Annotated in this window: 27 protein-coding genes; 9 read left to right on the top strand and 18 right to left on the bottom strand. The window is 68.6% G+C overall.

The annotated features are described in order from the left end of the window. Positions 1 to 92: 92 nt before the first annotated feature. From BJY22_RS36425 to BJY22_RS36440, 4 genes are read left to right on the top strand one after another with little or no spacing between them, the layout of a single operon-like run. Positions 93 to 1,028: a dihydrodipicolinate synthase family protein gene (locus tag BJY22_RS36425; RefSeq protein WP_167216193.1), complete on the top strand. Its 936-nt coding sequence runs from the start codon at positions 93 to 95 to the stop codon at positions 1,026 to 1,028. Next, positions 1,028 to 2,146 (top strand): mandelate racemase/muconate lactonizing enzyme family protein, encoded by a 1,119-nt coding sequence (locus BJY22_RS36430; protein ID WP_167216195.1) that lies wholly within the window; start codon positions 1,028 to 1,030, stop codon positions 2,144 to 2,146. The genes BJY22_RS36425 and BJY22_RS36430 overlap by 1 nt, the downstream gene beginning before the upstream one ends. After that, complete coding sequence (locus BJY22_RS36435; protein ID WP_167216198.1) at positions 2,143 to 2,871, top strand: SDR family NAD(P)-dependent oxidoreductase; 729 nt, start codon at positions 2,143 to 2,145, stop codon at positions 2,869 to 2,871. The genes BJY22_RS36430 and BJY22_RS36435 overlap by 4 nt, the downstream gene beginning before the upstream one ends. Beyond that, on the top strand, positions 2,871 to 3,500 hold the full coding sequence (locus BJY22_RS36440; protein ID WP_167216199.1) for a DUF624 domain-containing protein: 630 nt from the start codon (positions 2,871 to 2,873) through the stop codon (positions 3,498 to 3,500). The genes BJY22_RS36435 and BJY22_RS36440 overlap by 1 nt, the downstream gene beginning before the upstream one ends. Here the strand turns inward: BJY22_RS36440 and BJY22_RS43185 are convergent. Further along, entirely contained in the window at positions 3,436 to 4,236 is an 801-nt protein-coding gene (locus BJY22_RS43185) for an IclR family transcriptional regulator domain-containing protein (protein ID WP_167216200.1), read from the bottom strand. The genes BJY22_RS36440 and BJY22_RS43185 overlap by 65 nt on opposite strands. A 205-nt stretch (positions 4,237 to 4,441) precedes the next feature. Between BJY22_RS43185 and BJY22_RS36450 the strand changes: the two genes are divergently transcribed. The 3 genes from BJY22_RS36450 (at position 4,442) to BJY22_RS41265 (ending at position 9,010) form a co-directional block, all read left to right on the top strand. Beyond that, positions 4,442 to 5,629 (top strand): family 16 glycosylhydrolase, encoded by a 1,188-nt coding sequence (locus BJY22_RS36450; RefSeq protein ID WP_167216201.1) that lies wholly within the window; start codon positions 4,442 to 4,444, stop codon positions 5,627 to 5,629. A 12-nt stretch (positions 5,630 to 5,641) separates the two neighbouring features. Beyond that, entirely contained in the window at positions 5,642 to 8,617 is a 2,976-nt protein-coding gene (locus BJY22_RS36455; protein ID WP_167216202.1) for a glycoside hydrolase family 16 protein, read from the top strand. Between the two features lie 81 nt (positions 8,618 to 8,698). After that, positions 8,699 to 9,010 (top strand): hypothetical protein, encoded by a 312-nt coding sequence (locus BJY22_RS41265; RefSeq protein WP_202891429.1) that lies wholly within the window; start codon positions 8,699 to 8,701, stop codon positions 9,008 to 9,010. Positions 9,011 to 9,092: 82 nt separating this feature from the next. Here the strand turns inward: BJY22_RS41265 and BJY22_RS36465 are convergent, their stop codons facing one another. Together BJY22_RS36465 and BJY22_RS36470 are read right to left on the bottom strand one after the other, a co-directional pair. Then, complete coding sequence (locus tag BJY22_RS36465; RefSeq protein ID WP_167216203.1) at positions 9,093 to 9,329, bottom strand: hypothetical protein; 237 nt, start codon at positions 9,327 to 9,329, stop codon at positions 9,093 to 9,095. A 27-nt stretch (positions 9,330 to 9,356) separates the two neighbouring features. Next, positions 9,357 to 9,578 carry a DUF7218 family protein gene (locus BJY22_RS36470; protein ID WP_167216204.1) on the bottom strand — a complete coding sequence of 74 codons (222 nt, stop codon included), beginning with the start codon at positions 9,576 to 9,578 and terminating at the stop codon, positions 9,357 to 9,359. A 247-nt stretch (positions 9,579 to 9,825) separates the two neighbouring features. Here BJY22_RS36470 and BJY22_RS36475 point away from each other — a divergent pair, with 247 nt between their 5' ends. After that, positions 9,826 to 10,092 carry a hypothetical protein gene (locus BJY22_RS36475; RefSeq protein WP_167216205.1) on the top strand — a complete coding sequence of 89 codons (267 nt, stop codon included), beginning with the start codon at positions 9,826 to 9,828 and terminating at the stop codon, positions 10,090 to 10,092. 20 nt (positions 10,093 to 10,112) lie between these two features. Here BJY22_RS36475 and BJY22_RS36480 read toward each other — a convergent pair whose 3' ends face one another. The 15 genes from BJY22_RS36480 to BJY22_RS36550 all read right to left on the bottom strand — a co-directional run bounded on the left by BJY22_RS36480 (position 10,113) and on the right by BJY22_RS36550 (position 18,094). Then, on the bottom strand, positions 10,113 to 10,496 hold the full coding sequence (locus BJY22_RS36480) for a phage holin family protein (protein WP_202891430.1): 384 nt from the start codon (positions 10,494 to 10,496) through the stop codon (positions 10,113 to 10,115). A 2-nt stretch (positions 10,497 to 10,498) separates the two neighbouring features. After that, on the bottom strand, positions 10,499 to 10,810 hold the full coding sequence (locus BJY22_RS36485) for a hypothetical protein (protein WP_167203122.1): 312 nt from the start codon (positions 10,808 to 10,810) through the stop codon (positions 10,499 to 10,501). A gap of 9 nt (positions 10,811 to 10,819) precedes the next feature. Continuing rightward, positions 10,820 to 11,113, bottom strand: coding sequence for a gas vesicle protein K (locus BJY22_RS36490; RefSeq protein WP_167216206.1), 294 nt, complete (start codon positions 11,111 to 11,113; stop codon positions 10,820 to 10,822). Continuing rightward, on the bottom strand, positions 11,106 to 11,309 hold the full coding sequence (locus BJY22_RS36495) for a gas vesicle protein (RefSeq protein WP_167216207.1): 204 nt from the start codon (positions 11,307 to 11,309) through the stop codon (positions 11,106 to 11,108). Before BJY22_RS36495 ends, BJY22_RS36490 begins: the two co-directional genes overlap by 8 nt. Beyond that, positions 11,306 to 12,103 carry a GvpL/GvpF family gas vesicle protein gene (locus BJY22_RS36500; RefSeq protein WP_167216209.1) on the bottom strand — a complete coding sequence of 266 codons (798 nt, stop codon included), beginning with the start codon at positions 12,101 to 12,103 and terminating at the stop codon, positions 11,306 to 11,308. Before BJY22_RS36500 ends, BJY22_RS36495 begins: the two co-directional genes overlap by 4 nt. After that, on the bottom strand, positions 12,096 to 12,428 hold the full coding sequence (gene gvpJ, locus BJY22_RS36505; protein WP_167216211.1) for a gas vesicle protein GvpJ: 333 nt from the start codon (positions 12,426 to 12,428) through the stop codon (positions 12,096 to 12,098). Before gvpJ (BJY22_RS36505) ends, BJY22_RS36500 begins: the two co-directional genes overlap by 8 nt. Before the next feature lie 10 nt (positions 12,429 to 12,438). Beyond that, positions 12,439 to 12,849, bottom strand: coding sequence for a gas vesicle protein GvpO (locus tag BJY22_RS36510; protein ID WP_167216213.1), 411 nt, complete (start codon positions 12,847 to 12,849; stop codon positions 12,439 to 12,441). Position 12,850: 1 nt separating this feature from the next. Further along, positions 12,851 to 13,090, bottom strand: a complete 240-nt coding sequence (locus BJY22_RS36515; protein WP_238350560.1) for a gas vesicle protein GvpG — start codon at positions 13,088 to 13,090, stop codon at positions 12,851 to 12,853. Next, entirely contained in the window at positions 13,090 to 13,860 is a 771-nt protein-coding gene (locus BJY22_RS36520) for a GvpL/GvpF family gas vesicle protein (protein WP_167216217.1), read from the bottom strand. Before BJY22_RS36520 ends, BJY22_RS36515 begins: the two co-directional genes overlap by 1 nt. Then, positions 13,857 to 14,327 (bottom strand): gas vesicle protein GvpJ, encoded by a 471-nt coding sequence (gvpJ, locus tag BJY22_RS36525; protein WP_167216219.1) that lies wholly within the window; start codon positions 14,325 to 14,327, stop codon positions 13,857 to 13,859. Before gvpJ (BJY22_RS36525) ends, BJY22_RS36520 begins: the two co-directional genes overlap by 4 nt. Positions 14,328 to 14,350: 23 nt before the next feature. After that, positions 14,351 to 15,670, bottom strand: coding sequence for an SRPBCC family protein (locus BJY22_RS36530; RefSeq protein ID WP_167216221.1), 1,320 nt, complete (start codon positions 15,668 to 15,670; stop codon positions 14,351 to 14,353). Between the two features lie 6 nt (positions 15,671 to 15,676). Further along, positions 15,677 to 16,549, bottom strand: coding sequence for a hypothetical protein (locus BJY22_RS41270; protein WP_202891431.1), 873 nt, complete (start codon positions 16,547 to 16,549; stop codon positions 15,677 to 15,679). A gap of 80 nt (positions 16,550 to 16,629) precedes the next feature. Next, positions 16,630 to 16,854, bottom strand: coding sequence for a hypothetical protein (locus BJY22_RS36540; RefSeq protein ID WP_167216223.1), 225 nt, complete (start codon positions 16,852 to 16,854; stop codon positions 16,630 to 16,632). 16 nt (positions 16,855 to 16,870) lie between these two features. Further along, the gene (locus BJY22_RS36545; RefSeq protein WP_167216225.1) at positions 16,871 to 17,083 is read right to left on the bottom strand and encodes a DUF6458 family protein; all 213 of its coding nucleotides are present in this window, start codon (positions 17,081 to 17,083) and stop codon (positions 16,871 to 16,873) included. A gap of 171 nt (positions 17,084 to 17,254) precedes the next feature. After that, positions 17,255 to 18,094: an AraC family transcriptional regulator gene (locus tag BJY22_RS36550; RefSeq protein WP_167216227.1), complete on the bottom strand. Its 840-nt coding sequence runs from the start codon at positions 18,092 to 18,094 to the stop codon at positions 17,255 to 17,257. 87 nt (positions 18,095 to 18,181) lie between these two features. Here BJY22_RS36550 and BJY22_RS36555 point away from each other — a divergent pair, with 87 nt between their 5' ends. Further along, positions 18,182 to 19,003: a phytanoyl-CoA dioxygenase family protein gene (locus BJY22_RS36555; protein ID WP_167216229.1), complete on the top strand. Its 822-nt coding sequence runs from the start codon at positions 18,182 to 18,184 to the stop codon at positions 19,001 to 19,003. The last annotated feature ends 4 nt before the right edge of the window (positions 19,004 to 19,007 follow it).

A 19,007-nucleotide genomic window follows, 5' to 3' on the forward strand; every position in this document is an offset into this window, starting at 1 on the left:
GGGTTTTCGGTGATGAACAATGGACGGTCACATCCACTATGTGGCAGCCTTACGCACATGATGGATCACGTCAAGCACCTATCGGATGCCGAATGCTGAACACCGAGCAACGACCCACTGTCCAGGGACTCGTTCCGATCCTCGCCACCCCGTTCGGCCCGGACGGCAGTCTCGATCTGCCCGGCCTGCGCCGGCTGACCGAGTTCCAGCTCGCGAGCGGAGTGCACGGAGTCGCCGTCCTCGGGATGGCCAGCGAGGCGTTCGCGCTGACCTCCGCGGAGCGTCGCCTGGTCACCCAGGAGGTGGCTCAGGTCGTCGCGAACGCCGTACCGCTGGTCGTCGGTGTGGCGGCGACGTCGACCGTGACCGCCGTCGAACAGGCCGCGGAGGCTGCGGCCGCGGGCGCATCCGCGGTGATGGTGCTGCCGCCGTTCATGGTTGCGCCGAGCCCTGCGCAGCTGCCGAGGTTCTACGGGGAGGTGGCCGCGGTCGGGCTCGAGGTGATGGTGCAGGACGCCCCGGGGGTGACCGGAGTGGCCATGTCGCCACCGCAGATCGCGGAGCTCGCCGCACTTCCCGGTGTCACCTCGGTCAAGGTCGAGGCACCGCCGACCGCACCCAAGGTGGCGGCCGTCGTCGACCGGATCACCACGTCCGGCTTCGTGGTCCTCGGCGGCCAGAACGCACAGTTCCTCCTCGACGAACTCGCCGCCGGCGCCGTCGGCACGATGCCGGCCTGTGAGATCCCGGACCTGCTCGCACCGGTGCTCGACGACTGGCGGGCCGGACGGTACGACGACGCGAGGGCACGGTTCGATCTGCTGCTGCCGTTGCTCGTCCACGGTCTGCAGCCCGGGATCGCCTGGGCGGTCCACAAGGAGGTCCTCGTCGCGCGCGGGCTCATCGATCACGCCACGGTCCGGCTGCCGGCGCGTGCTCTCGATGCTCGCGCGCGGACCGGTCTGACCGCGATACTCGACCGGTTGCACCTTCCTGCCGCAACCGTTCCTCTCACCGGGATCCACTGATGCCGACGATCATCGACGTACAGGTCTTTCCGCTGGCGCTGTCCGCACCGCGCAGCTACAGCACGAGACCGCCGTGGCCGAGCATCTACGGCTCCGCGCGGGAGGCGTTGCTGGTGCGGCTCAGCGCGGACGATGGGTCAGTCGGCTGGGGCGAGGCGCTGGCGCCGGTCGCCCCCGAAGTACCCGCCAAGATCATCGAGCTGCTGCTGAAGCCCGCATTACTGGGCGCCGATCCGACCCGCGTCCGGCCGCTGGTGGCCGCACTCCGAGCGCTGATGCGCGAACGCGGTCATCTCGGCGGACACCAGGGAGATGCGATCGCCGCGATCGACGTCGCGTTGTGGGATCTGGCCGGGCGGATCGCCGGCCTCCCGGTCCATCAACTGCTCGGCGGTGCTCAGCGCGACGTCGTACCGACGTACGTGTCGGGGCTGCAGGGTGCGACGGACAGCGAGCGGGTCGTCCATGCCAAGGGCTGGGTGGACGAAGGCGTCCGGCAGGTGAAGATCGGGCTCGGGTACGGCGTCCGCGAGGACCTCGCCACCGTCGAGGCCTTGCGTGCGGTGCACGACGACCTGCAGATCGCCGTCGACGTGCACGGCGTGTACGACGTCGCACAAGCCATCCGGCTCGGACGCGGACTCGACGAACTGGGCGCGTGGTTCTTCGAGGCGCCGGTCGGATTCGAGGACGTCGGCGGACATGCTGAGCTCGCGCGCCGGATCGACACTCCGGTGGCGATCGGCGAGAGCTTGCGGCACCGGCAGGAGTTCCGCCCGTGGCTGGAGGGGCGCGCCGCGGCCGTCCTGCAGCCGGACGTCGGCCGGACCGGGATCACCGAAACCGTCGACCTGGCAGCGGTGGCCGACACCTGGTTCGTTCCGCTGGCGCCGCATCACTCGTCCGGACTCGGTGTGCTCATGGCCGCGAGCATCCACGCCTCGGCGGCCATCGGGAACCTGATGGCGTACGAGTTCCATCCGGCGCTGTTCGACCCGGTGAACACCGTACTGACGACCCCCCTCGAACGTGGTCACTTGGGATTCGCCGTACCGGACGGACCGGGGCTGGGCGTGGAGGTCGACGAGGACGCCGTCCGCGCGGCGTGCATCACATGAGTCGGCGCGCGCTCGTGATCGGCGCGACAACGCCCATCGGGTCGGCAATCGTCACCGCGTTGGCGGCCGACGGCTGCCGGGTCGCGGGGGTGTCGCTCGAGAACGATCAGGTCGAGGGCCTGGAGCTGCACCTGAGCGCGGACTGCTCGGATCCCGCCGCGGCGGCCGAGGCGGTGGACCGGGTCGCGGCCGAGCTCGGAGGCCTGGACGTCCTCGTCACCGCTGCCGGACGAATGCCGCTGGTCCCGGCGCATCGAACCAGTGACACGCAATGGCGCGAGGCCATGTCGAACACACTCGACACCGTGTTCTTTCCCATCCGGGCGGCGCTGCCGCACCTGACAGCGGGCGGCGGCGCGATCGTCGCGGTCTCGTCCGTGAACACGCTGGTGACGGCGCCGTGGACCGCTGCGTACACCGCGGCCAAGGGCGGTGTGGACGCACTCGTTCGCCAGCTCGCGGTCGAGTACGCGCAGCGCGGGGTGCGTGTGAACGCAGTCGCACCCGGCATGGTCGGCGGCGAGAAGTTGCCGGACGCATCGACCGGGTATCCCCTGGGCCGGACGATCCAGGCGCGGGAGGTCGCGGACGCTGTCGCGTTCCTGGCCGGACCGCGGGCCTCCGCGATCACGGGGGTGGTCCTGCCGGTCGACGGCGGGTTGTCGGTGCTGTCGCCCGCCGTGGTTGGGCGCGACGACCTGCAAGCCAGATTGCGGGCCGACTGATGGAGGTCGAGCTCACCGGCCGCGCGGCCGGGTTCTACCGGTGGCTCGACTGGCCCGTCAGGCTGGTCGTCGTCTCGATGCTGTGGATCCTGGGCGTCGCCGCCGGTGCGGTCGTGGCCGGGATCGCGCCGGCGACCCTGGCAGCGCACCGGCTGATCCGGAGCTACCTGACCGCGCCGGAGGTGCACGCCTGGCCGACGTTCTGGGCCGGGTGGCGCGAGTGGCTGATCCGCGGACAGCTCGTCCTGGGGTTGCCGTTGGCAACGGTATGGGTGCTCGCGTTCTACCTTGTGACCGCGCGCGGGACGGTCCTCGCGGTGCCGCTGTCCCTTGTCCTGCTGGGGTATCTGGTCACGCTCTGGCTGCTCCCCGCCGTCGCGGTCGCCGCTGCGTCCCGCCGTACGACGGAGGTCTGGCTTCTCACGCTCCATGTCGCGTGGCGGCGGCCTGCGCTGGGCGTGGCCGTCGCCGCGGCTCTGATCGCGGCAGGCGTGGGCGCGTGGTACGCCGTACCGGCGGCCCTCCTGTTCGCGCCGGCGACGGCTGCGTTGGGCGCAGTGCTGGTCAGCTCACGGCGGCTGACGCGTGATATCCCAGACCCGACGAGATCTGATCAGCCTGCTCGATGACCTGCATGGCAAGGGATTCCTCGCGGTTGGCGAGGTCCATCGCCGAGAGTGGGCCGGAGACCGAGAGCGCCGCGACGATCGCGCCGGTCCGATCGCGAACCGGCGCGGCCAGACAGGCCCGGCCGAACGCCAGTTCCTCCACCTCGAGGGCGTACCCCCGCGCGCGGACCTCACGGAGCAGCTTGTCGAGGCCGTTGTGGTCGATCACGGTGTGCGGCGTGTAGCGGGCCAGGTCGGGGCCGAGCAGGTCCCGTAGCTCCGCCTTCGGGAGCTCGCTGATCAGCGCCTTGCCCATCGCGGTCGCATGCAGCGGACCCCGCCGGCCGACCAGCGTGGACGAACGGCCCGCCGCGCGGCCTTCGAAGTGGCACAGGTAGAACAGCTCGGACCCGCGCCGCTCGGCGACGTTCGCGCCGAGGTTCAGGTCGGCGGCCAGGTTCTGCGCCACCTGACGAGACTGCTGATGCACCGGCAGCTCGTTCAGGCCGATACCGGCCAGCGTGATCACCTTCGGCCCGATGCCGTACAGGCCGCTGCGCTGGTCGTACGCCAGGAATCCCAGCGCCACCAGGGCACCGACCAGCCGCGACACCGTCGACTGGCCGAGCCCGGTCGCCTCCACCAGTTCGGAGACCCGCCGCTGTGGATGCGCCTCGGTGAACTCGGACAGCAACGAGAAGGCTCGCTCGACGCTCTGCGTTCCCGGCCCGGCCTCACGACCCGTCACACGCGCCACGGAGCTCACCTCTCACCGTCAGGGTTTGGTTCTGTCATCCGTATCGTAGATGGGATCACAACCCGGGTCCCAGCCGCCACACCCGCTGCCGGGCCGATTGTCCAGCGACAATGAGGATTGGATATTCACATAGTGGATCTCTAGTGCTAGCGTCCAGTCGTCATCACCTGCAGGAGCCATCGCCCATCGGCCCCGGAGGAACGAGATGAGACTGACCGCACTGCTCGCAGCACCCCTCTTGCTCGCAGCCGCCGCGCCCTCACCGGCCGGGTCCGCGGAGGCCACGGCGGCCGTAGCGGCCGCGCCGGCGGCTTACCAGTTGGCCTGGGCCGACGAGTTCGTCGGCGACGCACCGAACACCGCCGAGTGGTCCTACCGGACCGACACCAAGGGCAGCCAGCAGCGCCCCGAGAACGTCGCTGTCGGCGGTGGACTGATGACGATCTCCCTGTGCCCGAAGAACCGGGCCGGTGCGAACTGTGGAACAACGGTGGACTCAGGCGGCCTGTACACCGGCGGCGGCCTGATCAGCAAGCGCCGGCTCCGCTACGGCTACTACGAGACGCGCGCCAAGACGAACGTCGGCAAGGGCTGGCATTCGGCCTTCTGGGCCGCGCAACTCGGGGGCACCAGCCCGCAGACCGAGATCGACGGCTTCGAGGTCGACTCCGTCGCGCCGGCGAAGATCCGGCACAACGTGATCGGCTGGGATCAAGGGGGACTGCGGACCAGCGGGATCTACGACACGTTCGACACCTCGGCTGCCTTCCACACCTACGGGTTCGAGTGGCGCGAGGACTCGGTCAGGTTCTACGTCGACGGCGTGCTCGTCGAGCGTCAGGGCGTACCGGTCACGTACCCGGCCGACAGCTACCTGCACAACTTCCTCAACGTCTGGCTGACCGCGATCGCCTACCCGCCCGCCGCTCCGGACGTCGACGAGAGCGCACTGCCCGGCAAGGTGCAGTTCGACTACTTCCGCTTCTACCAGCGCGACGCGTACGCCGACAACGACACCCCGGCCGGCACCTACACCGAGTCCGGGACGGGCTGGACCACGTCCAGCGTCCGCGGCTTCGCGGGTCTGACGGCGCGCTTCTCGTGTGACAGCGGCACGGCCGGTCGCTGGACCATCACTCCCCCGGCCACCGGGTCGTACGACGTCTACTTCTACCGGGTCGGCGGATCCGGTGGACAGGTCGACGCACCCGTGACGGTCTGGGACGGCAGCACAGCGCTGATCCGGTCCCGCGTCGACCTGACCCAGGCCAGCGGCTGGGTCCGGCTCGGCAACCAAGCTCTTACCGGCGGTACGTCGTACATCGTGCGGATCGATCGTGACGGAGCGGGCTGTATCCGCGCCGACTCCGTCAAGCTCGTCCGGTCAAACTAGGAGGTCGCGGTCGTGAAGGTCCGCACAGCTGTTCAGATCGGCATCGCAAGCATGCTGCTCGCCGCGGGGCTGGTGAGCACACCGCCCGCCGCGTCGGTCGCCGACGCGACGCCCACGCTCCCGGTTCCGGGGCACCGGCTCGCCTGGTCCGACGAGTTCGACGGTGCTCGGCTCGACACCGGGTCGTGGTTCTACCGCGAGGGCGAGAAGGCAATCTGCTCCAACAGCCCCGACAACGTCTCCGTCTCCGACGGTTCGCTGCGCATCGCGCTCGAGCGCGAGGACCGCAACGGGAAGCCGTACACCTGCGGCGGCGTGATCAGCAAGCGGACGTTCGGTTACGGGTACTACGAGGTGCGCGCCAAGCTGTGGGGCGATGCGGGCTTCCACTCGGCGTTCTGGACGACCGGGCTGTCCGACTACGTGCCCGACACCCCGCAGTACAAGGGCCCGAACAACCGGGTGAACGAGATCGACGGCTTCGAGGTCGACTCACATGACCCTGACGTGTTCAGCCACGTCTCGCACTGGTTCGTTCCGCAGCACATCGGCAATCCCGGCGGCATCTACCGCGGTCCCGACTCCTCGGACGGCTATCACACGTACGGCTTCGAGTGGACTCCGACCGAGGTGCGGTTCTTCATCGACGGTCAACTGACCCGCGTCCTGCCGAAGCCGGGGCCGCACGGTCTGCAGAACGTCTGGCTCACGACCCTCGGATTCACCGCGCCGGTCGACGAGACCAACCTGCCGGGCGAAACAGCGTGGGACTACTTCCGGTACTACGCTCCGGTCCAGCCGGACGCCGATCAGTCCGCCGGCACGGTCGTGGTCGACAACGGCGGACCGGGGTACTCCGAGTCCGGCACCTGGACCGACGACATCACCGACGGACACCACCAGGTGTTCGGTTTCCAGGGCAAGGATGTGCGTCGTACCGACGACCCCGCCGCAGCGGCCGACTGGCGACCGCAGTTGCCGGCCAAGCAGTCGTACGAGGTCTTCGTCTGGAACCCGAACTTCCTGCGCACGGGCCAGAAGTCCGCTCGTTACACCGTCAGGCACGACGGCGGCCAGACCCCGGTCGTCGTGAACCAGGACGGCGCGGGACAGCAATGGGTGAGTCTCGGGGCGTACCAGATGACGCCGGGCCGCGGTCAGGGCGTCCGGGTGACGCCGGATCCGGCGGCCGCCGGCACGCTGCGCGCCGACGCGGTGAAGTTCGTCCCGGCCGTTGTCGTCGACAACGATCACACCGGCTACAGCGAACAGGGAACGTGGCAGTCCTCGAGCACCGTGACGGGTTGGCGTGCCCAGGACACGCGCTGGTCCGGCGATCCGGCCGCGTCGGCGCGCTGGACGCCGACGTTGCCCCGCAGGACGACGTACGACGTCTATGCGTGGATCCCGGACGGGCGGCGGGACAACGAGACGATCGTCGGCGTCACCAGTAGCGGTTACAGCGAGACCGGGGTCTGGGCAGCGTCGAGTATCCCCGGTTGGGACGGTACGGCGACCAGGACCTCCAACGACACCAGGGCCACGGCGCAGTGGCAGCCCGACCTGCCGATCACCGGGCGGTACGAGGTCTCCGCCTGGGTACCGAACGACGCGATCAGCACCACCGCCGCGCGCTACACCGTCGAGCACCAGGGCGGCCAGAACTCGGTCGAGCTCAGTCAGACGACCGGCGGCAAGCAGTGGATCTCGCTGGGCACCTACGATTTCGCGGCCGGTACGGCGGGACGCGTGACGGTTGCCAACGCCGCGGGGCGGGGGTATCTGCGGACCAACGCGGTACGGTTCGTCCGCGTCGGTGGTGATCAGTCCACGCCCCCGGCGTACACGGTCAGGCATGCCGGTGGTGTCAGTACGGTCGAGCCGGACCTGAGCCTCGGGGTCGATCGGTGGGTCAAGCTCGGCAACTTCGGCTTCGATGCCGGCAGCAAGGGTTCGGTCGAGCTGAACCACGGCGCGGGCATCGCACGCGCCGACGCCGTCAAGTTCCTGCCGGCTCCGGCGCGCGACCAGTTGCCGTCGGCACCGGATGCGGTCGTTGCCGATGTGACACCGGTTGCGTCGAACGGCGACCAGATCCTCCAGGTGCGCTGGCGACCGACCGGAGCGATCGGGTACCACGTGTACCTCGACGAGAATCGCGTCACCTGGCAGCCTGTCCACGCGAACTCGTTCCGGATGTACGAGCTGCTGGCGGGACAGACGCATCGGGTGACCGTGACGTCGGTCGATCGGGCCGGCAACGAGTCCGCACCGTCGGCCCCGTTCGTCGTCCACGTCCCGTCGGACCAGGTGCGGCCCGCCGCCCCGGCAGCAGTGACCGCCGAGGCGACCAACGGCGGTGCGGTGCTGTACTGGCCGCAGAGCACCGAGGTCGACCTGCACGGATACCACGTGTACGTCGACGGCCGGCGCATCACCGACGTACCGACGGGCAACCCGGCCGACGCCCAGTCCCGCGGCCTCGGCTTCCCGGTCAGTGGTCTCACCAACAATGTGGCTCACACACTCGCGGTCACGGTCGTGGATCAGAGCGGTAACGAATCGAAGCCGGCCACCGCGACGGTGACGCCGAAGCCGATGGCCATCGTCGGCATCGACGACGAGGGCTACACCGAGACGGGCACCTGGACCGGGTCGAGCGTCGCGGGCTGGCAGGGCGCCCCGACACGAACGAGCAACACCGCGACGGCCACGGCCGACTGGCGCCCGACCCTGGAGGCCTCCGGCGAGTACGACGTCTACGCCTGGGTCCCGAACCACTCGAACAGCACCACCGCCGCCCGGTACACCGTCACCCACGCGACCGGATCCGCCGCAACCACCCTCGACCAAACCACCGGCGGCACCCGCTGGATCCTCCTGGGCCGCTACACCTTCACCGCCGGTACCGCAGGCCACATCACCCTCACCAACGCAGCCGGCACCGGCTGGCTCCGCACCAGCGCCGTCAAGTTCGTCCCCGCCTGACCCGGGAGGCGCAGACCCTTGAGTTTTCGCCGAGTGCAGGCGGGGTACCGGACTGCACTCGGCAAGCAAGGGGAGTCTGCGATGTCGATCTGGGAGAGGTTCAAGCGGTGGCGGTTGTCGCACCGGGTCAACGAGTCCGACGCGCCCGCCGACAGCAGCACCGCGATGACGCGAGCGACCGGTGGCGATCCGGACGGCGGTACGCCGTCCACGACCGGCACCGGCCGCAGCGAAGAGTTCGTCGGCCGGGTCGCGGGCGACGACAGCACGGACGACACAACGAACGGCACCACGAACGACACCGCGAAGGACACCGCCACGGACGCGGCCGGCACCGGCGAGAGCGGCGCGGAACGACGAGCACGCCACGGCAAACACCGCGCCGGCGGCTGACCGTCCGATCGACCGCGGGCCGGGGTGGGTGGCAGGGGCTGCCGCGGGGCGAGTGGGCAGGCGAGGTCCTGGGGCGAGGGCGTCAGGCGCGGTCGCGGACCGCGTCCGTGCCTGCGTTGCGGGCGCAGTTGGCGCAGCAGTAGATCTTGTCGCCGGCCTGGACGCCGTGTCCGAGGATTCGGCAGTCGCAGTGCGCGCACGTCGGCGCGATCGCCTGCGCGGCGCACTCGATACTGTCGAAGGTGTGTTCCTGCCGGTCAGGCGTGATCACCGCGAACGCTCCGTCGTACTCGTTGCCGCACACCTCACAGGCCGCCATCAGAACCTCCCAAGGTAGAGATCGGTCTCAGCTCTTCGACGCTGCCTTGCCGCCCTTGCGGCCGGCCTTCTTCTTCTGGGCGGTGGTGCCGCCCTGGCTGCTGTCGCCGCCCTTACCGCTCTGCTTGCCCCCGCGCTCGCTCGACTTCGAGTCGTTCGCGATCCGCGCGGCACGCTGCTTGGACATGCCCTTGTCCTTCAGGGCTTCGTACTGCTTCTCGTTCTTGACGTTCGCCGACTTGCTGGGCATCAGGACCTCCTCGGTTCGTACGTCGCCGGTACCCAAACCCGGGCCATCTGATCCAGGAAAGGCAGTGTTTTCAGCGGTTCGACGGGTACCGGTAGGACGCTTCGCGCCGGGCTGCCTCGGCCAGGCCGAGTGCAGCCAAGCTCGAGGGCCGGGTCTCGTCCTGGCAATCGGCTAGGTGCCCGGCGTGGAGCCCGGTCGACCGGTGTGGTCGACGTGTGGTTGAGGCATCCATGGGAACGGGACGGACATGGCTACCGAGAAACAGAAGTCGGCCGCGCGGAAGAACGTGCGCAAGGCAGCGAAGGCCGCGACGTCGCAGAAGTCCATCAAGAGCATGCCGAAGAAGACCCGTACGGCGCTGGGCAAGCAGGGCGCCGCGGTTGCCGAGCGCAAGCGGTCCGGCGGATCCGAACCGAAGACCCGTCAGGAGCTGTACCGGGAAGCCCAGAAACGCGGCATTCCCGGCCGCTCCAAGATGGGCCGCGACGAGCTCGAGCGGGCCCTGCGCGGCTGACCCGCACCAGCCCCGCCGGCTCAACCGGCTTCGAGTTTGTCCGGGAGTATGACGTTCACGAGCCAGCTGACGACTGTGATGATCAGCGCTCCGATGAGCGCCGTACCGAATCCCTCGACCTCGAACGGGATGTTCAGGCCGTCGCTGATCCACGACGTCAGCAGCAGCATCAGTGCGTTGATGACGAAGATCAGCAGGCCGAGCGTCAGCACGATGAACGGCAACGACAGGATCGTGGCCAGGGGTTTGACCACCGCGTTGACCAGCCCGAAGATCGCCGCCACCACGACCAGCGTGACGATTCTGCGGGTCGTGCTGGTCCCGCTGACGGTGATGTCGCTCAGCAGCCAGGCCGCGGCGGCGAGTGCGATCGCGTTGACGACCAGTCTCATCAGGAGTTTCATGATCAGCCTCCGAAGACGCCGGCCAGGCGCTTCCGGCCGTGTTTCGTGGTCTTCGCGGCGCGATCACTCACACCGCGGACCTTCTTCCCTGCTTGTTTCCGTACTTTCCGCCCCGTCTTCTTGCCGCGCTCGACCGGCTTGGGCCGCGGGATTATCAGCTGTACGCCGTACCCGTACAACCGCAGGCCGAGCGCCATCAGCGGCACGCCCAACGGCAACAGGATGACGGTGATGCACAGCACCGCCGCGACGAGCATCACCACCGTGGCGAGCAGCCACACCAGCGCCGCACCGATCCCTCGAAGGATTTTCATCTCGATCACCTACTCGGACAGCAACGACCCCAACGGGCCGAGGTCGATGTTCAGGTCGGACGCGCTCAGACCGAACTGCTCCCGCAGCGCCGTCATGGCTTCCTCGAGCCGCATCAGCCCGAGTCCGAGCTCCTCGACCTGCGTCGTACTCAGATCGCCCTGATCCATCCGGCGGATCGCCTGGCGTTCCATCAACTGGCGGACCAGCTCGACGATCGTCAGCACCAGCTTCAGCAGCTCGCGTTCGACCGTGTCCGCGTTCGCGTCGATCCGTTCGCTCAGCGGGACCAGCGGTTCAACCATGCGAACCCATCTCCTCACGCACCGAGGCGATGACGGCCGACAGCTGGATCCGCACCAGGTCGACCTCGGCCAGCGAAATCACGACGTCGCCGGTGATGACGACACCTTTGCCCAGCAACCGGTCGAGCAGATCGACCAGGCTGGGCTCGGACGCCACGGTGGACGTGGTGTGCACAGTCACGGCTTGTCCGGTCATGGCTTGTCCAGTACGGCGAACGAGTACGGCGGCCACGGTCCGTCCAGCTCGACATCGAACGACGGGTACCGCGCCCGCAGCTCGTTCACCAGCGCGAAGAACTCGGTACTGCGATCGTCGTCGACCAGGAAGGCGGCGTTCAGCGCCATCCCCTCGACGCGCCCTGTCAGCCGCTGGTCCTGCGGAGCGAGCCGCCGGGTCGCGGCCGTCGCCGGTACCAGGTCCCGGAGCAGCTGCTCGGCGAGCAGTTGCTGGTCCGCGGCGATTTCCTGCCGGCTGCGGAGCTCGGCCCGGCGTCGCTGCAGGTACGCGACCCCGGACGAGGGCGCCTCGGCCTCGACCGCCGCCGGCGTCGTCGTCCGTGCCCGGTTGAACGCCTTCACACTCCACTCGCTGCGCCCGTCGATCCGGTCGAGCGCCGGCGTCAGGTCGTCGTACAACTCCTCGATCCGCGCCCGCGCGGCGTCGTCCGACCGGTAGATCGTGACGAGCCGGAACGGCGCCAGGGCCGTGGTGAGGGCGGCCGCCCGCCGCACGATCTCGTCGTGCCGGCGGGCGGTCTTCTCCACCCAGGGCAGGCTTTCCAGGTTCGTCCGCAGCGCCGTCTCGCCGAACTCGTCCAGGTCGACCGTGCTCACCACGATGTCCAGGTCGCGATGGCTGATCACCCGGACCGGCGCGTCGCCGACCCCGTCCAGCCGGGTCAGCAGTTCCTCGTCGAGGTTCCGGCCGACCGCGTAGACGTACGTACCGGTCTCAGTGGCACCAGTCTCAGTTGTACCGGTCTCAGTCATGGCCGCGCTCCAGTTCCTCCACCCGCTCGCGGAGCTTGCGGTTCTCGTCCTCGAGTTCCTGCGCGTCGACGGACAGCATCGGATCGTGCTTCCACCAGTCGATGCCCATCTCCATCGCCTTGTCGACCGACACGACGAGCAGCCGGATCTTGACGGTCAGGAGCTCGATGTCGAGCAGGTTCACCCGGATGTCGCCGGCGATGATGATGCCCTTGTCGAGCACCCGTTCCAGGATGTCCGCGAGGCCTTCGGGGCGCGGCGCGGCACCGGCGAGACCGTAGCGGTCCAGGCCGGCCCTGCGCGGCGAGATCGTCGGTTCGGTCATCGCGAATCCCTCAATCCTGGATCCGTCCGCGGACGTAGCGGTCCGTCCGCCGGTAGCTGATCACGACGCCGTCGTAGTCGACGTCGACCTCGTACACAGCGAGGATGTCCGTGGTCTCCGGGATCCGGTGCGACTCGACCACCTCGACCTGCACCCGCCAGCCGTCGTCCTGCTGCTCGACCGCGACGATCCCCTCGGGCACCTGCCCGATCAGTTGCGCGAGCTCCCGCGCGGCCGTGACGGCGATGTCGCGCAACGACTTCGCCGACGCCCGCTGCCCGTTCGGCGCCGCGCTCTTCTTCGCCGGTGCGGTCTTTCTGGGAGTGGACTTTCCGGGCGTGGTCTTTCTCGCTGTGGTCTTTCTCGGCGTGGTCTTTCTCGGCGTGGTCTTTCTCGGCGTGGTCTTTCTCGGCGTGGCCATGTCAGGCCTCCCAACGCTGCCGCTCGTTCGCGGCCAGCAGCCGCGCGAGCAGCTCGTCCTCGAACGCGACCGCCTCGTCCGGGTCGATCGCCCCGGCCTCCCGGAGAGCCTCGACCTGTTCGAGCTGCAGGCGGATCCGGGCGGGGTCGTAGTACTCGCTCTCGGCCTGGCGCCGGATCTGCTCGGCCAGCGCGATCGTCATCCGCACCGGGGCGAGCGGCAGCGTCAGCAGGTTCGTCATCAGGCCCATCGCTCCTCCGCGTCCACGAAGTCGTACGGCGCCGTCGGCCCGATCAACTTCAACCGCGCCCGGCCTGCGAACTCCGCCGCCAGCGCCTCGACCGCACTCTCGAACTCACCACGCCGCTTGTCGTCGACGAGCAGCGCCACGTCGAGCAGCCGATCGAGACCGGCGCTCTCACGGACGTTCACGGCCGTCGCGTGGCGCTCGAGCTCGGTGAGCAGGCGACGCCCGTCCTCGGCGCTCTTCCTCTCGAGAGCGCGCGCCACCAACTCCCCCAGCAGGACACGTTCGCCGTACGACGAAGCGTCGGACCGATCGCGGGTCGCGGCGCGCAGTTGGGCGATCTCGGCGTTCTCCGCGACGACCTCGGTCAGGATCTGCCGCTCGTCGTACCGAGCCCGAACGGTGAACTGCGCATGACCCGCCAGCTCGCCCAGCATCGCCTGGAACTGGTCGTGGCGCGGCTCCAGAAGCTCACGCGCGACCGCGTCCACGCTCTGCAGCACGGAGCCGAAACGGACGGGAACAACGGGCCCGGACGCAGCGAACGTGTCCAGGACACGGCTGTGCGCGAGCAGATCGGCTCGCCCCACGAGCGCATGCTCAACCGGCAGCGGGCTGGTGACGGCGGCGAGGTCGCCGTACGGGACCAGGGTGACCGCTTGCTCGTCGACACCGACGAGGTCCGTCGGTACGACGACGCCGGCCGGGACGATGCCGTACAGGTAGCATCCGAGCCCGACGTCACGTTGCGTGGTGACGCTCACTCTTCACTCCTCCGGCGACGGGCGGCCGCCTTCTTGGCCGGCCGGCGGCGCGGGCGCGCCTCCTCGTACTCGGCCTCGTCCTCCTCGATCTCCTCTTTCTCGTCCCGGCCGCGACGTTCGTCGTCCGAGCCGAGCAGGGCTTCCTTCGCGCCGGTGAGCAGGCCGCGCGACTTGCCCTGCGCGCCGCTCTCGGTGATCTCCGAGACCACGTCCGGGAGGTCCTTGCCCTTCTCGTACAGGTCCAGACGGTTCGTCGCCTCCGCGAAGCGCAGATAGGTGTCCACGCTCGCGACGACGATGCGGGCGTCGATGGTCAGCAGTTCGATGCCGACCAGCGAGACCCGGACGTAGGCATCGATCACCAGTCCCTTGTCCAGGATGCTGTCGATGACGTCGGCGAGGCTGCTCGGTGCCGGCCGCTCCAGATAGCCTCCGGAGCGGCGTGGGCCACTGGCCGCGATGGTCATGGGTCTACCTTCCAGTCGACTGATCAGCTCGCGCGGCGACGCGGCCGCTCCTCAGGTTCTTCGTCGTACTCGTCCTCGTCCTCGTACTCTTCGCCGTCTTCGCCCTCGTCGTACTCGTCCTCGTATTCGTCTTCCTCGTACTCGTCCTCGGGCTCTTCTTCCTCGGCGGGCTCTTCCTCGGCGTACTCGTCCTCGGGCTCCGCTTCCTCCTCGTCACCCTCGTCCTCGTACTCCCCCGCCTCTTCGCCCTCGTCCTCGTATTCGTCTTCCTCGTACTCGTCCTCAGGCTCTTCTTCCTCGGCGGGCTCTTCCTCGGCGTACTCGTCCTCGGGCTCCGCTTCCTCCTCGTCACCCTCGTCCTCGTACTCCCCCTCCTCCTCGCCCTCGTCCTCGTCCTCGGCGTACTCGTCCTCGTCCGCGTACTCGTCTTCCTCGTACTCGTCCTCGGGCTCTTCTTCGTCCTCGTACTCGTCCTCGGGCTCTTCCTCCGCGGACTCCTCCTCCGACTCGTCACCGGGCTCGGCACTGCCGCCGTGGATCTCGCCGCGCCAGCCCTCGACCTCGTCCGGATGGAGGACGACCCGCGTCATCACGTGCCGCTGGAAGTGCTTCAGCTCCACGCGGGCTCGCCGCCCCTGCGCGCGCCAGATGTTCCCGACCCGCTCGAACAGGCCCTGCGGGTAGTACTCGAGCACCACGATGATCCGGGTGAGATTGGGCGCCAGCTCGTGGAACGTCACGCTGCCGTCGACGTGCCCCTTGTCGCCCTTCGAGCGCCAGACGATCTTGTCCTCCGGCACCTGCTCGAGGATGGTCGCCTGCCAGCTCCGGTGCGACCACAGGATCTTCGCCTTGAACTCGAGCTTCTCGTCGGACTCCTGCTCGACCTGCTCGACCTTCTTCATGAACCCGGAGAAGTCCTGGAACTGCGTCCACTGGTTGTACGCGACCTCGATCGGTACGCCGACGTCGATCGACTCGATGATCGTCGTCGCCTTGAGCGGATTCTTCTTGCCCCCGCTGCCGGATCCACCACCCAGCGCCTCGGCGGCCTTGTCCTTGGCACCCATCACTCCGCCCTTCAACGCACCCAGCAACGGGGACCCACCGGTCGCCGCCGCCTTACCCCCCTCGGCCAGCGCCTTACCGGTGACGCCGCCGTTGGCCGCGACGTCGGTCAGCCGCTCGGCCAGGCCGGAGATCTTGTCCGACGCGGCTTCCGCCGTCCGCTCCGCGGCGGCGGCGAGCGCGTCCTGGAGCTCGCTCTTCAACCGGTCGACCGGAAGCTCGTCGAGGATGGACCTGAACCCGTTCTGGTCCTCGCTGCGCGATCGTTCGGCCATCGTCGATCACCCGCGCTTCCGCGCCGAGGACCCACCCGTCGACCTGCTCGTGCTCTTCTTCGCCGCGGTCTTCTTCGCGGCAGTCTTCTTGGCAGCGGTCTTCTTCGCGGGGGCCTTCTTGGCGGCCGTCTTGCGAGGCGGTGCGGACTTCTTCGCCGCGCTCTTCTTCGCGGGGGCCTTCTTCGCCGTGCTCTTCTTGGCCGCGGCCTTCTTGGCGGGTGCCGACTTCCGCGTGCTGGAGCTCGTCCTCTCGCCACTCGCGGCCTTGGCTGCCGTCTTCTTGGCCGTCCGCCGGGAGCCTTCGCGCCGCCGGCCGTCGCCCCGCTCAGCCCGGTCCTCGCCAGAACCGTTCTGTTCGTCACTGTCCTGCTCGTCACTGTCCTGCTCGTCACTGTCCTGCTCGTCACCGTCCGGCCCGGAACCGTCCTGCTCAGCTCGGTCGGCGCGGGTACGGCGGCCTTCCCGGCGAGCTGTGACGGTACGGCGGCCGGGCCGCCTGCGCCGCCTCGGACGCTCCTGCTCCTCGTCGGACTCCTCCGCCCCCTGGTCGGTCTCCTCCGAACCACTGCCCGTCGACAGCAACCGGTCGGTCCGGTCCCTGATCGAGTCGCTGACCCGGTTCAGCCGGTTGCTCGCGGCGGCCACCGCCGCGTCGCGGCCGGCCGTCACCAGCTTGCCCCGCACCTGATCGGACAGCTTGGCCAACTCGGGATTCTTCTCGGCCAGGGTCGCGAGCTGTTGCGCGATCGCGCGCGGATCGGTGGCAATCCGCTTACCGGCCAGCAATCCACCGACGGTGATTGCCAGCCTCAATTTCTTGGTGCGGCCGAGCAGATATCCGCTCGCGACGGCGGCCGCCACCTTTGCGGTGGTGTTCATGAATTCTCCCTCCACAGTGGTACGGCCCTCAGCGGGAATCCGAGTGGCCTTTGGCAACGACCGGTTTCGGTGCGGACGGATCACTCGGCGAGTGCCGCGATCCGGCGCAGAATGGGAATGCTGGGGTACATCTCGCGCCTGGTCTTGCGCAGCAGGAGGCGGACGTAGATCTGGACCTCGTCGGGCCGCAGCAGCGACTCGATCATGTCCAGCATCGAGATGGACGGGAAGCGGTCCTTCTCCACCTTGTCGAACAGTGTGTCGAGCAACAGCTCGCGTGCTTGGCGTTTCCGCGCTTCGGGCATCCTCACTCCAGGCCTGTCAGTCGTGGAGGTCACGACGCTCGTGAACGGACGTGTGTGTCGACCTGCTGCGCTGGTTGGCGAACATCAGCGCGACCGCGAGACCGATCGCTCCGGCGCCCATCAGGACGTATCCGACGACGGTCAGATCGACGCCGCTCAATCGGTCGGACACGCCGAAAGCCAGAATTCCGCCGACGGCGAGCAGGAAAACGGACATTCCGATTCCCATGGGTTCCTCCTCGTGACCGCCCCGTTCCGTAAATATCGACAGTCACGCGGTACCCGCACCCGGTGCCGCAAAACGATCGGTACCGCGCATACTTTGCGCGAAGACACGAGCGCTTTACGCATCAGTTCATCCAAACGCTCATTTCAATTGATGCGCCACGCTCCAGGCTCGTTACCGATGCGCGGCCCGGTACTGCGTCGGCCGCATCGCTTTCAGTTCGCGGAAGCGCCGGTTGAAGTTGGCGAGGTTCCGGTAGCCGCTGCGGGCGGCGATGTCGGTGACCGGCAGCGAAGTCGTCGTGAGCAGGCGGCAGGCCGTCTCCACCCGCAACTGATTGACGTAATCGGTCAGCGTGCACCCGATGGCGCGACGGAAGAACCGGCTGAACGATGTCGGCGACATGTGCACGAGCCGGGCCACGTCGTCGAGCAGCACGGGCTCGGTGTGCGCCTCCTGGAGATACCGGCACACGACGTCGACCCGATCGCGTACGGCGGTGCTCGGCGCCGCGGCGTACCCCGGGCGGGTGACAGGGGTCGCGGTGGCATCGGCGAGGCGATGCAGTACGTCGAGCAGTCGCACCGTCTGGGTCGCCGGTGTGAGGCCAGGCAGACAGGCGATGTCCGACCGCAGTTCGGCTGGGACGTCAGCGAAGTACAGCCCGCGGACCGAGCGGCTCAGCAGGCTCCGGACGCCGGCGAACTGCGGGAGTTCGAAGAAGCTCGCGCCGAGGAAGTCGTGGCGGAACTGGGTGACCGCTGCCTCGGACTGGTGACGCGCGGCGTCGGACGCGTACGTGTGCGGCAGATCGGGTCCGAGCAGGACCAGATCACCCGGCACGTACCGCTCCACGGTGGTACCCACATACCTGGTGCCAGATCCCGCGGTGATGAGCGTGAGCTCGTACTCGCGGTGGAAATGCCAGGCGAACCCGAACGCCGCCTCGCGCCTCGTGAAGCACGTGAACGTCGTACCGCTGGGGACTCCCGGCCGTTCGTAGCGCGGCTTCATCCGCGCATTCTACGAGGACAACTGAGTACCAGAAGCGGGCATCAGCGGCGTAGCGCCCTCGGTACGCCGGTTGGAATCGTGGACGGCATGACGATCACGAACATCGCCGTCGACGAGCTCGCCACGCCGTACGACGGCCTGTCCCCGACCGCCACCGCCGACTTCAACCACAACGGGTTCGTTCACCTCTCCGGCGTACTGAGCCCGGACACGATCGCGGAGTACGAGCCGACGATCACTTCCGAGGTGATCCGGCTGAACACCCAGCACCTGCCGCTGGCCGAACGCGACACCTACGGCAAGGCGTTCCTGCAGGTGACGAACCTGTGGCAGCAGAACGAGAAGGTCAAGGAGCTGGTGTTCTCCCGCCGGCTGGCCGGCATCGCGGCCGCGCTCCTCGGCGTCCACGCCGTGCGTCTCTACCACGATCAGGCGCTGTACAAGGAGCCGAGCGGTGGTATCACTCCGTGGCACGCCGACCAGTACTACTGGCCGTTGTCGTCCGACCGGTGCCTGACGATCTGGCTGCCGCTCCAGGAGACGCCGCTGGAGATGGGCCCGCTCGCCTTCGCCCGCGGCAGCCACAACTTCGCGTTCGGCCGCGACCTCCCGATCTCCGACGAGTCCGAGGCGCGGTTGAAGGCCGCCGTGGCGGAGCAGGACTTCGAGGACGTCGTCGAACCGTTCGCCCTCGGCGATGCCAGCTTCCACCGCGGCTGGACCTTCCACCACGCCGGCCCCAACCGCGGCACCCAGCCGCGCCGCGTCATGACGGTCATCTACATGGACGCCGATATCCGCGCGACCACCCCGACCAACGACAACCAGACCGCCGACCTCGCCAACTGGATGCCCGGCACAGCACCCGGCCAGCTCCCACAGTCACCCTTGAACCCGATCCTCAGCTGACACC

This window comes from Kribbella shirazensis (genome assembly GCF_011761605.1).
GTDB lineage: Bacteria > Actinomycetota > Actinomycetes > Propionibacteriales > Kribbellaceae > Kribbella > Kribbella shirazensis.

Coding starts and splice junctions, on each gene's coding strand:
- BJY22_RS36425 (WP_167216193.1), top strand. CDS start 93: ATGCTGAACACCGAGCAACGACCCACTGTCCAGGGACTCGTTCCGATC.
- BJY22_RS36430 (WP_167216195.1), top strand. CDS start 1,028: ATGCCGACGATCATCGACGTACAGGTCTTTCCGCTGGCGCTGTCCGCA.
- BJY22_RS36435 (WP_167216198.1), top strand. CDS start 2,143: ATGAGTCGGCGCGCGCTCGTGATCGGCGCGACAACGCCCATCGGGTCG.
- BJY22_RS36440 (WP_167216199.1), top strand. CDS start 2,871: ATGGAGGTCGAGCTCACCGGCCGCGCGGCCGGGTTCTACCGGTGGCTC.
- BJY22_RS36450 (WP_167216201.1), top strand. CDS start 4,442: ATGAGACTGACCGCACTGCTCGCAGCACCCCTCTTGCTCGCAGCCGCC.
- BJY22_RS41265 (WP_202891429.1), top strand. CDS start 8,699: ATGTCGATCTGGGAGAGGTTCAAGCGGTGGCGGTTGTCGCACCGGGTC.
- BJY22_RS36465 (WP_167216203.1), bottom strand. CDS start 9,329: ATGGCGGCCTGTGAGGTGTGCGGCAACGAGTACGACGGAGCGTTCGCG.
- BJY22_RS36470 (WP_167216204.1), bottom strand. CDS start 9,578: ATGCCCAGCAAGTCGGCGAACGTCAAGAACGAGAAGCAGTACGAAGCC.
- BJY22_RS36475 (WP_167216205.1), top strand. CDS start 9,826: ATGGCTACCGAGAAACAGAAGTCGGCCGCGCGGAAGAACGTGCGCAAG.
- BJY22_RS36480 (WP_202891430.1), bottom strand. CDS start 10,496: ATGAAACTCCTGATGAGACTGGTCGTCAACGCGATCGCACTCGCCGCC.
- BJY22_RS36485 (WP_167203122.1), bottom strand. CDS start 10,810: ATGAAAATCCTTCGAGGGATCGGTGCGGCGCTGGTGTGGCTGCTCGCC.
- BJY22_RS36490 (WP_167216206.1), bottom strand. CDS start 11,113: ATGGTTGAACCGCTGGTCCCGCTGAGCGAACGGATCGACGCGAACGCG.
- BJY22_RS36495 (WP_167216207.1), bottom strand. CDS start 11,309: ATGACCGGACAAGCCGTGACTGTGCACACCACGTCCACCGTGGCGTCC.
- BJY22_RS36500 (WP_167216209.1), bottom strand. CDS start 12,103: ATGACTGAGACCGGTACAACTGAGACTGGTGCCACTGAGACCGGTACG.
- gvpJ (WP_167216211.1), bottom strand. CDS start 12,428: ATGACCGAACCGACGATCTCGCCGCGCAGGGCCGGCCTGGACCGCTAC.
- BJY22_RS36510 (WP_167216213.1), bottom strand. CDS start 12,849: ATGGCCACGCCGAGAAAGACCACGCCGAGAAAGACCACGCCGAGAAAG.
- BJY22_RS36515 (WP_238350560.1), bottom strand. CDS start 13,090: ATGACGAACCTGCTGACGCTGCCGCTCGCCCCGGTGCGGATGACGATC.
- gvpJ (WP_167216219.1), bottom strand. CDS start 14,327: ATGACCATCGCGGCCAGTGGCCCACGCCGCTCCGGAGGCTATCTGGAG.
- BJY22_RS36530 (WP_167216221.1), bottom strand. CDS start 15,670: ATGGCCGAACGATCGCGCAGCGAGGACCAGAACGGGTTCAGGTCCATC.
- BJY22_RS41270 (WP_202891431.1), bottom strand. CDS start 16,549: ATGAACACCACCGCAAAGGTGGCGGCCGCCGTCGCGAGCGGATATCTG.
- BJY22_RS36540 (WP_167216223.1), bottom strand. CDS start 16,854: ATGCCCGAAGCGCGGAAACGCCAAGCACGCGAGCTGTTGCTCGACACA.
- BJY22_RS36545 (WP_167216225.1), bottom strand. CDS start 17,083: ATGGGAATCGGAATGTCCGTTTTCCTGCTCGCCGTCGGCGGAATTCTG.
- BJY22_RS36550 (WP_167216227.1), bottom strand. CDS start 18,094: ATGAAGCCGCGCTACGAACGGCCGGGAGTCCCCAGCGGTACGACGTTC.
- BJY22_RS36555 (WP_167216229.1), top strand. CDS start 18,182: ATGACGATCACGAACATCGCCGTCGACGAGCTCGCCACGCCGTACGAC.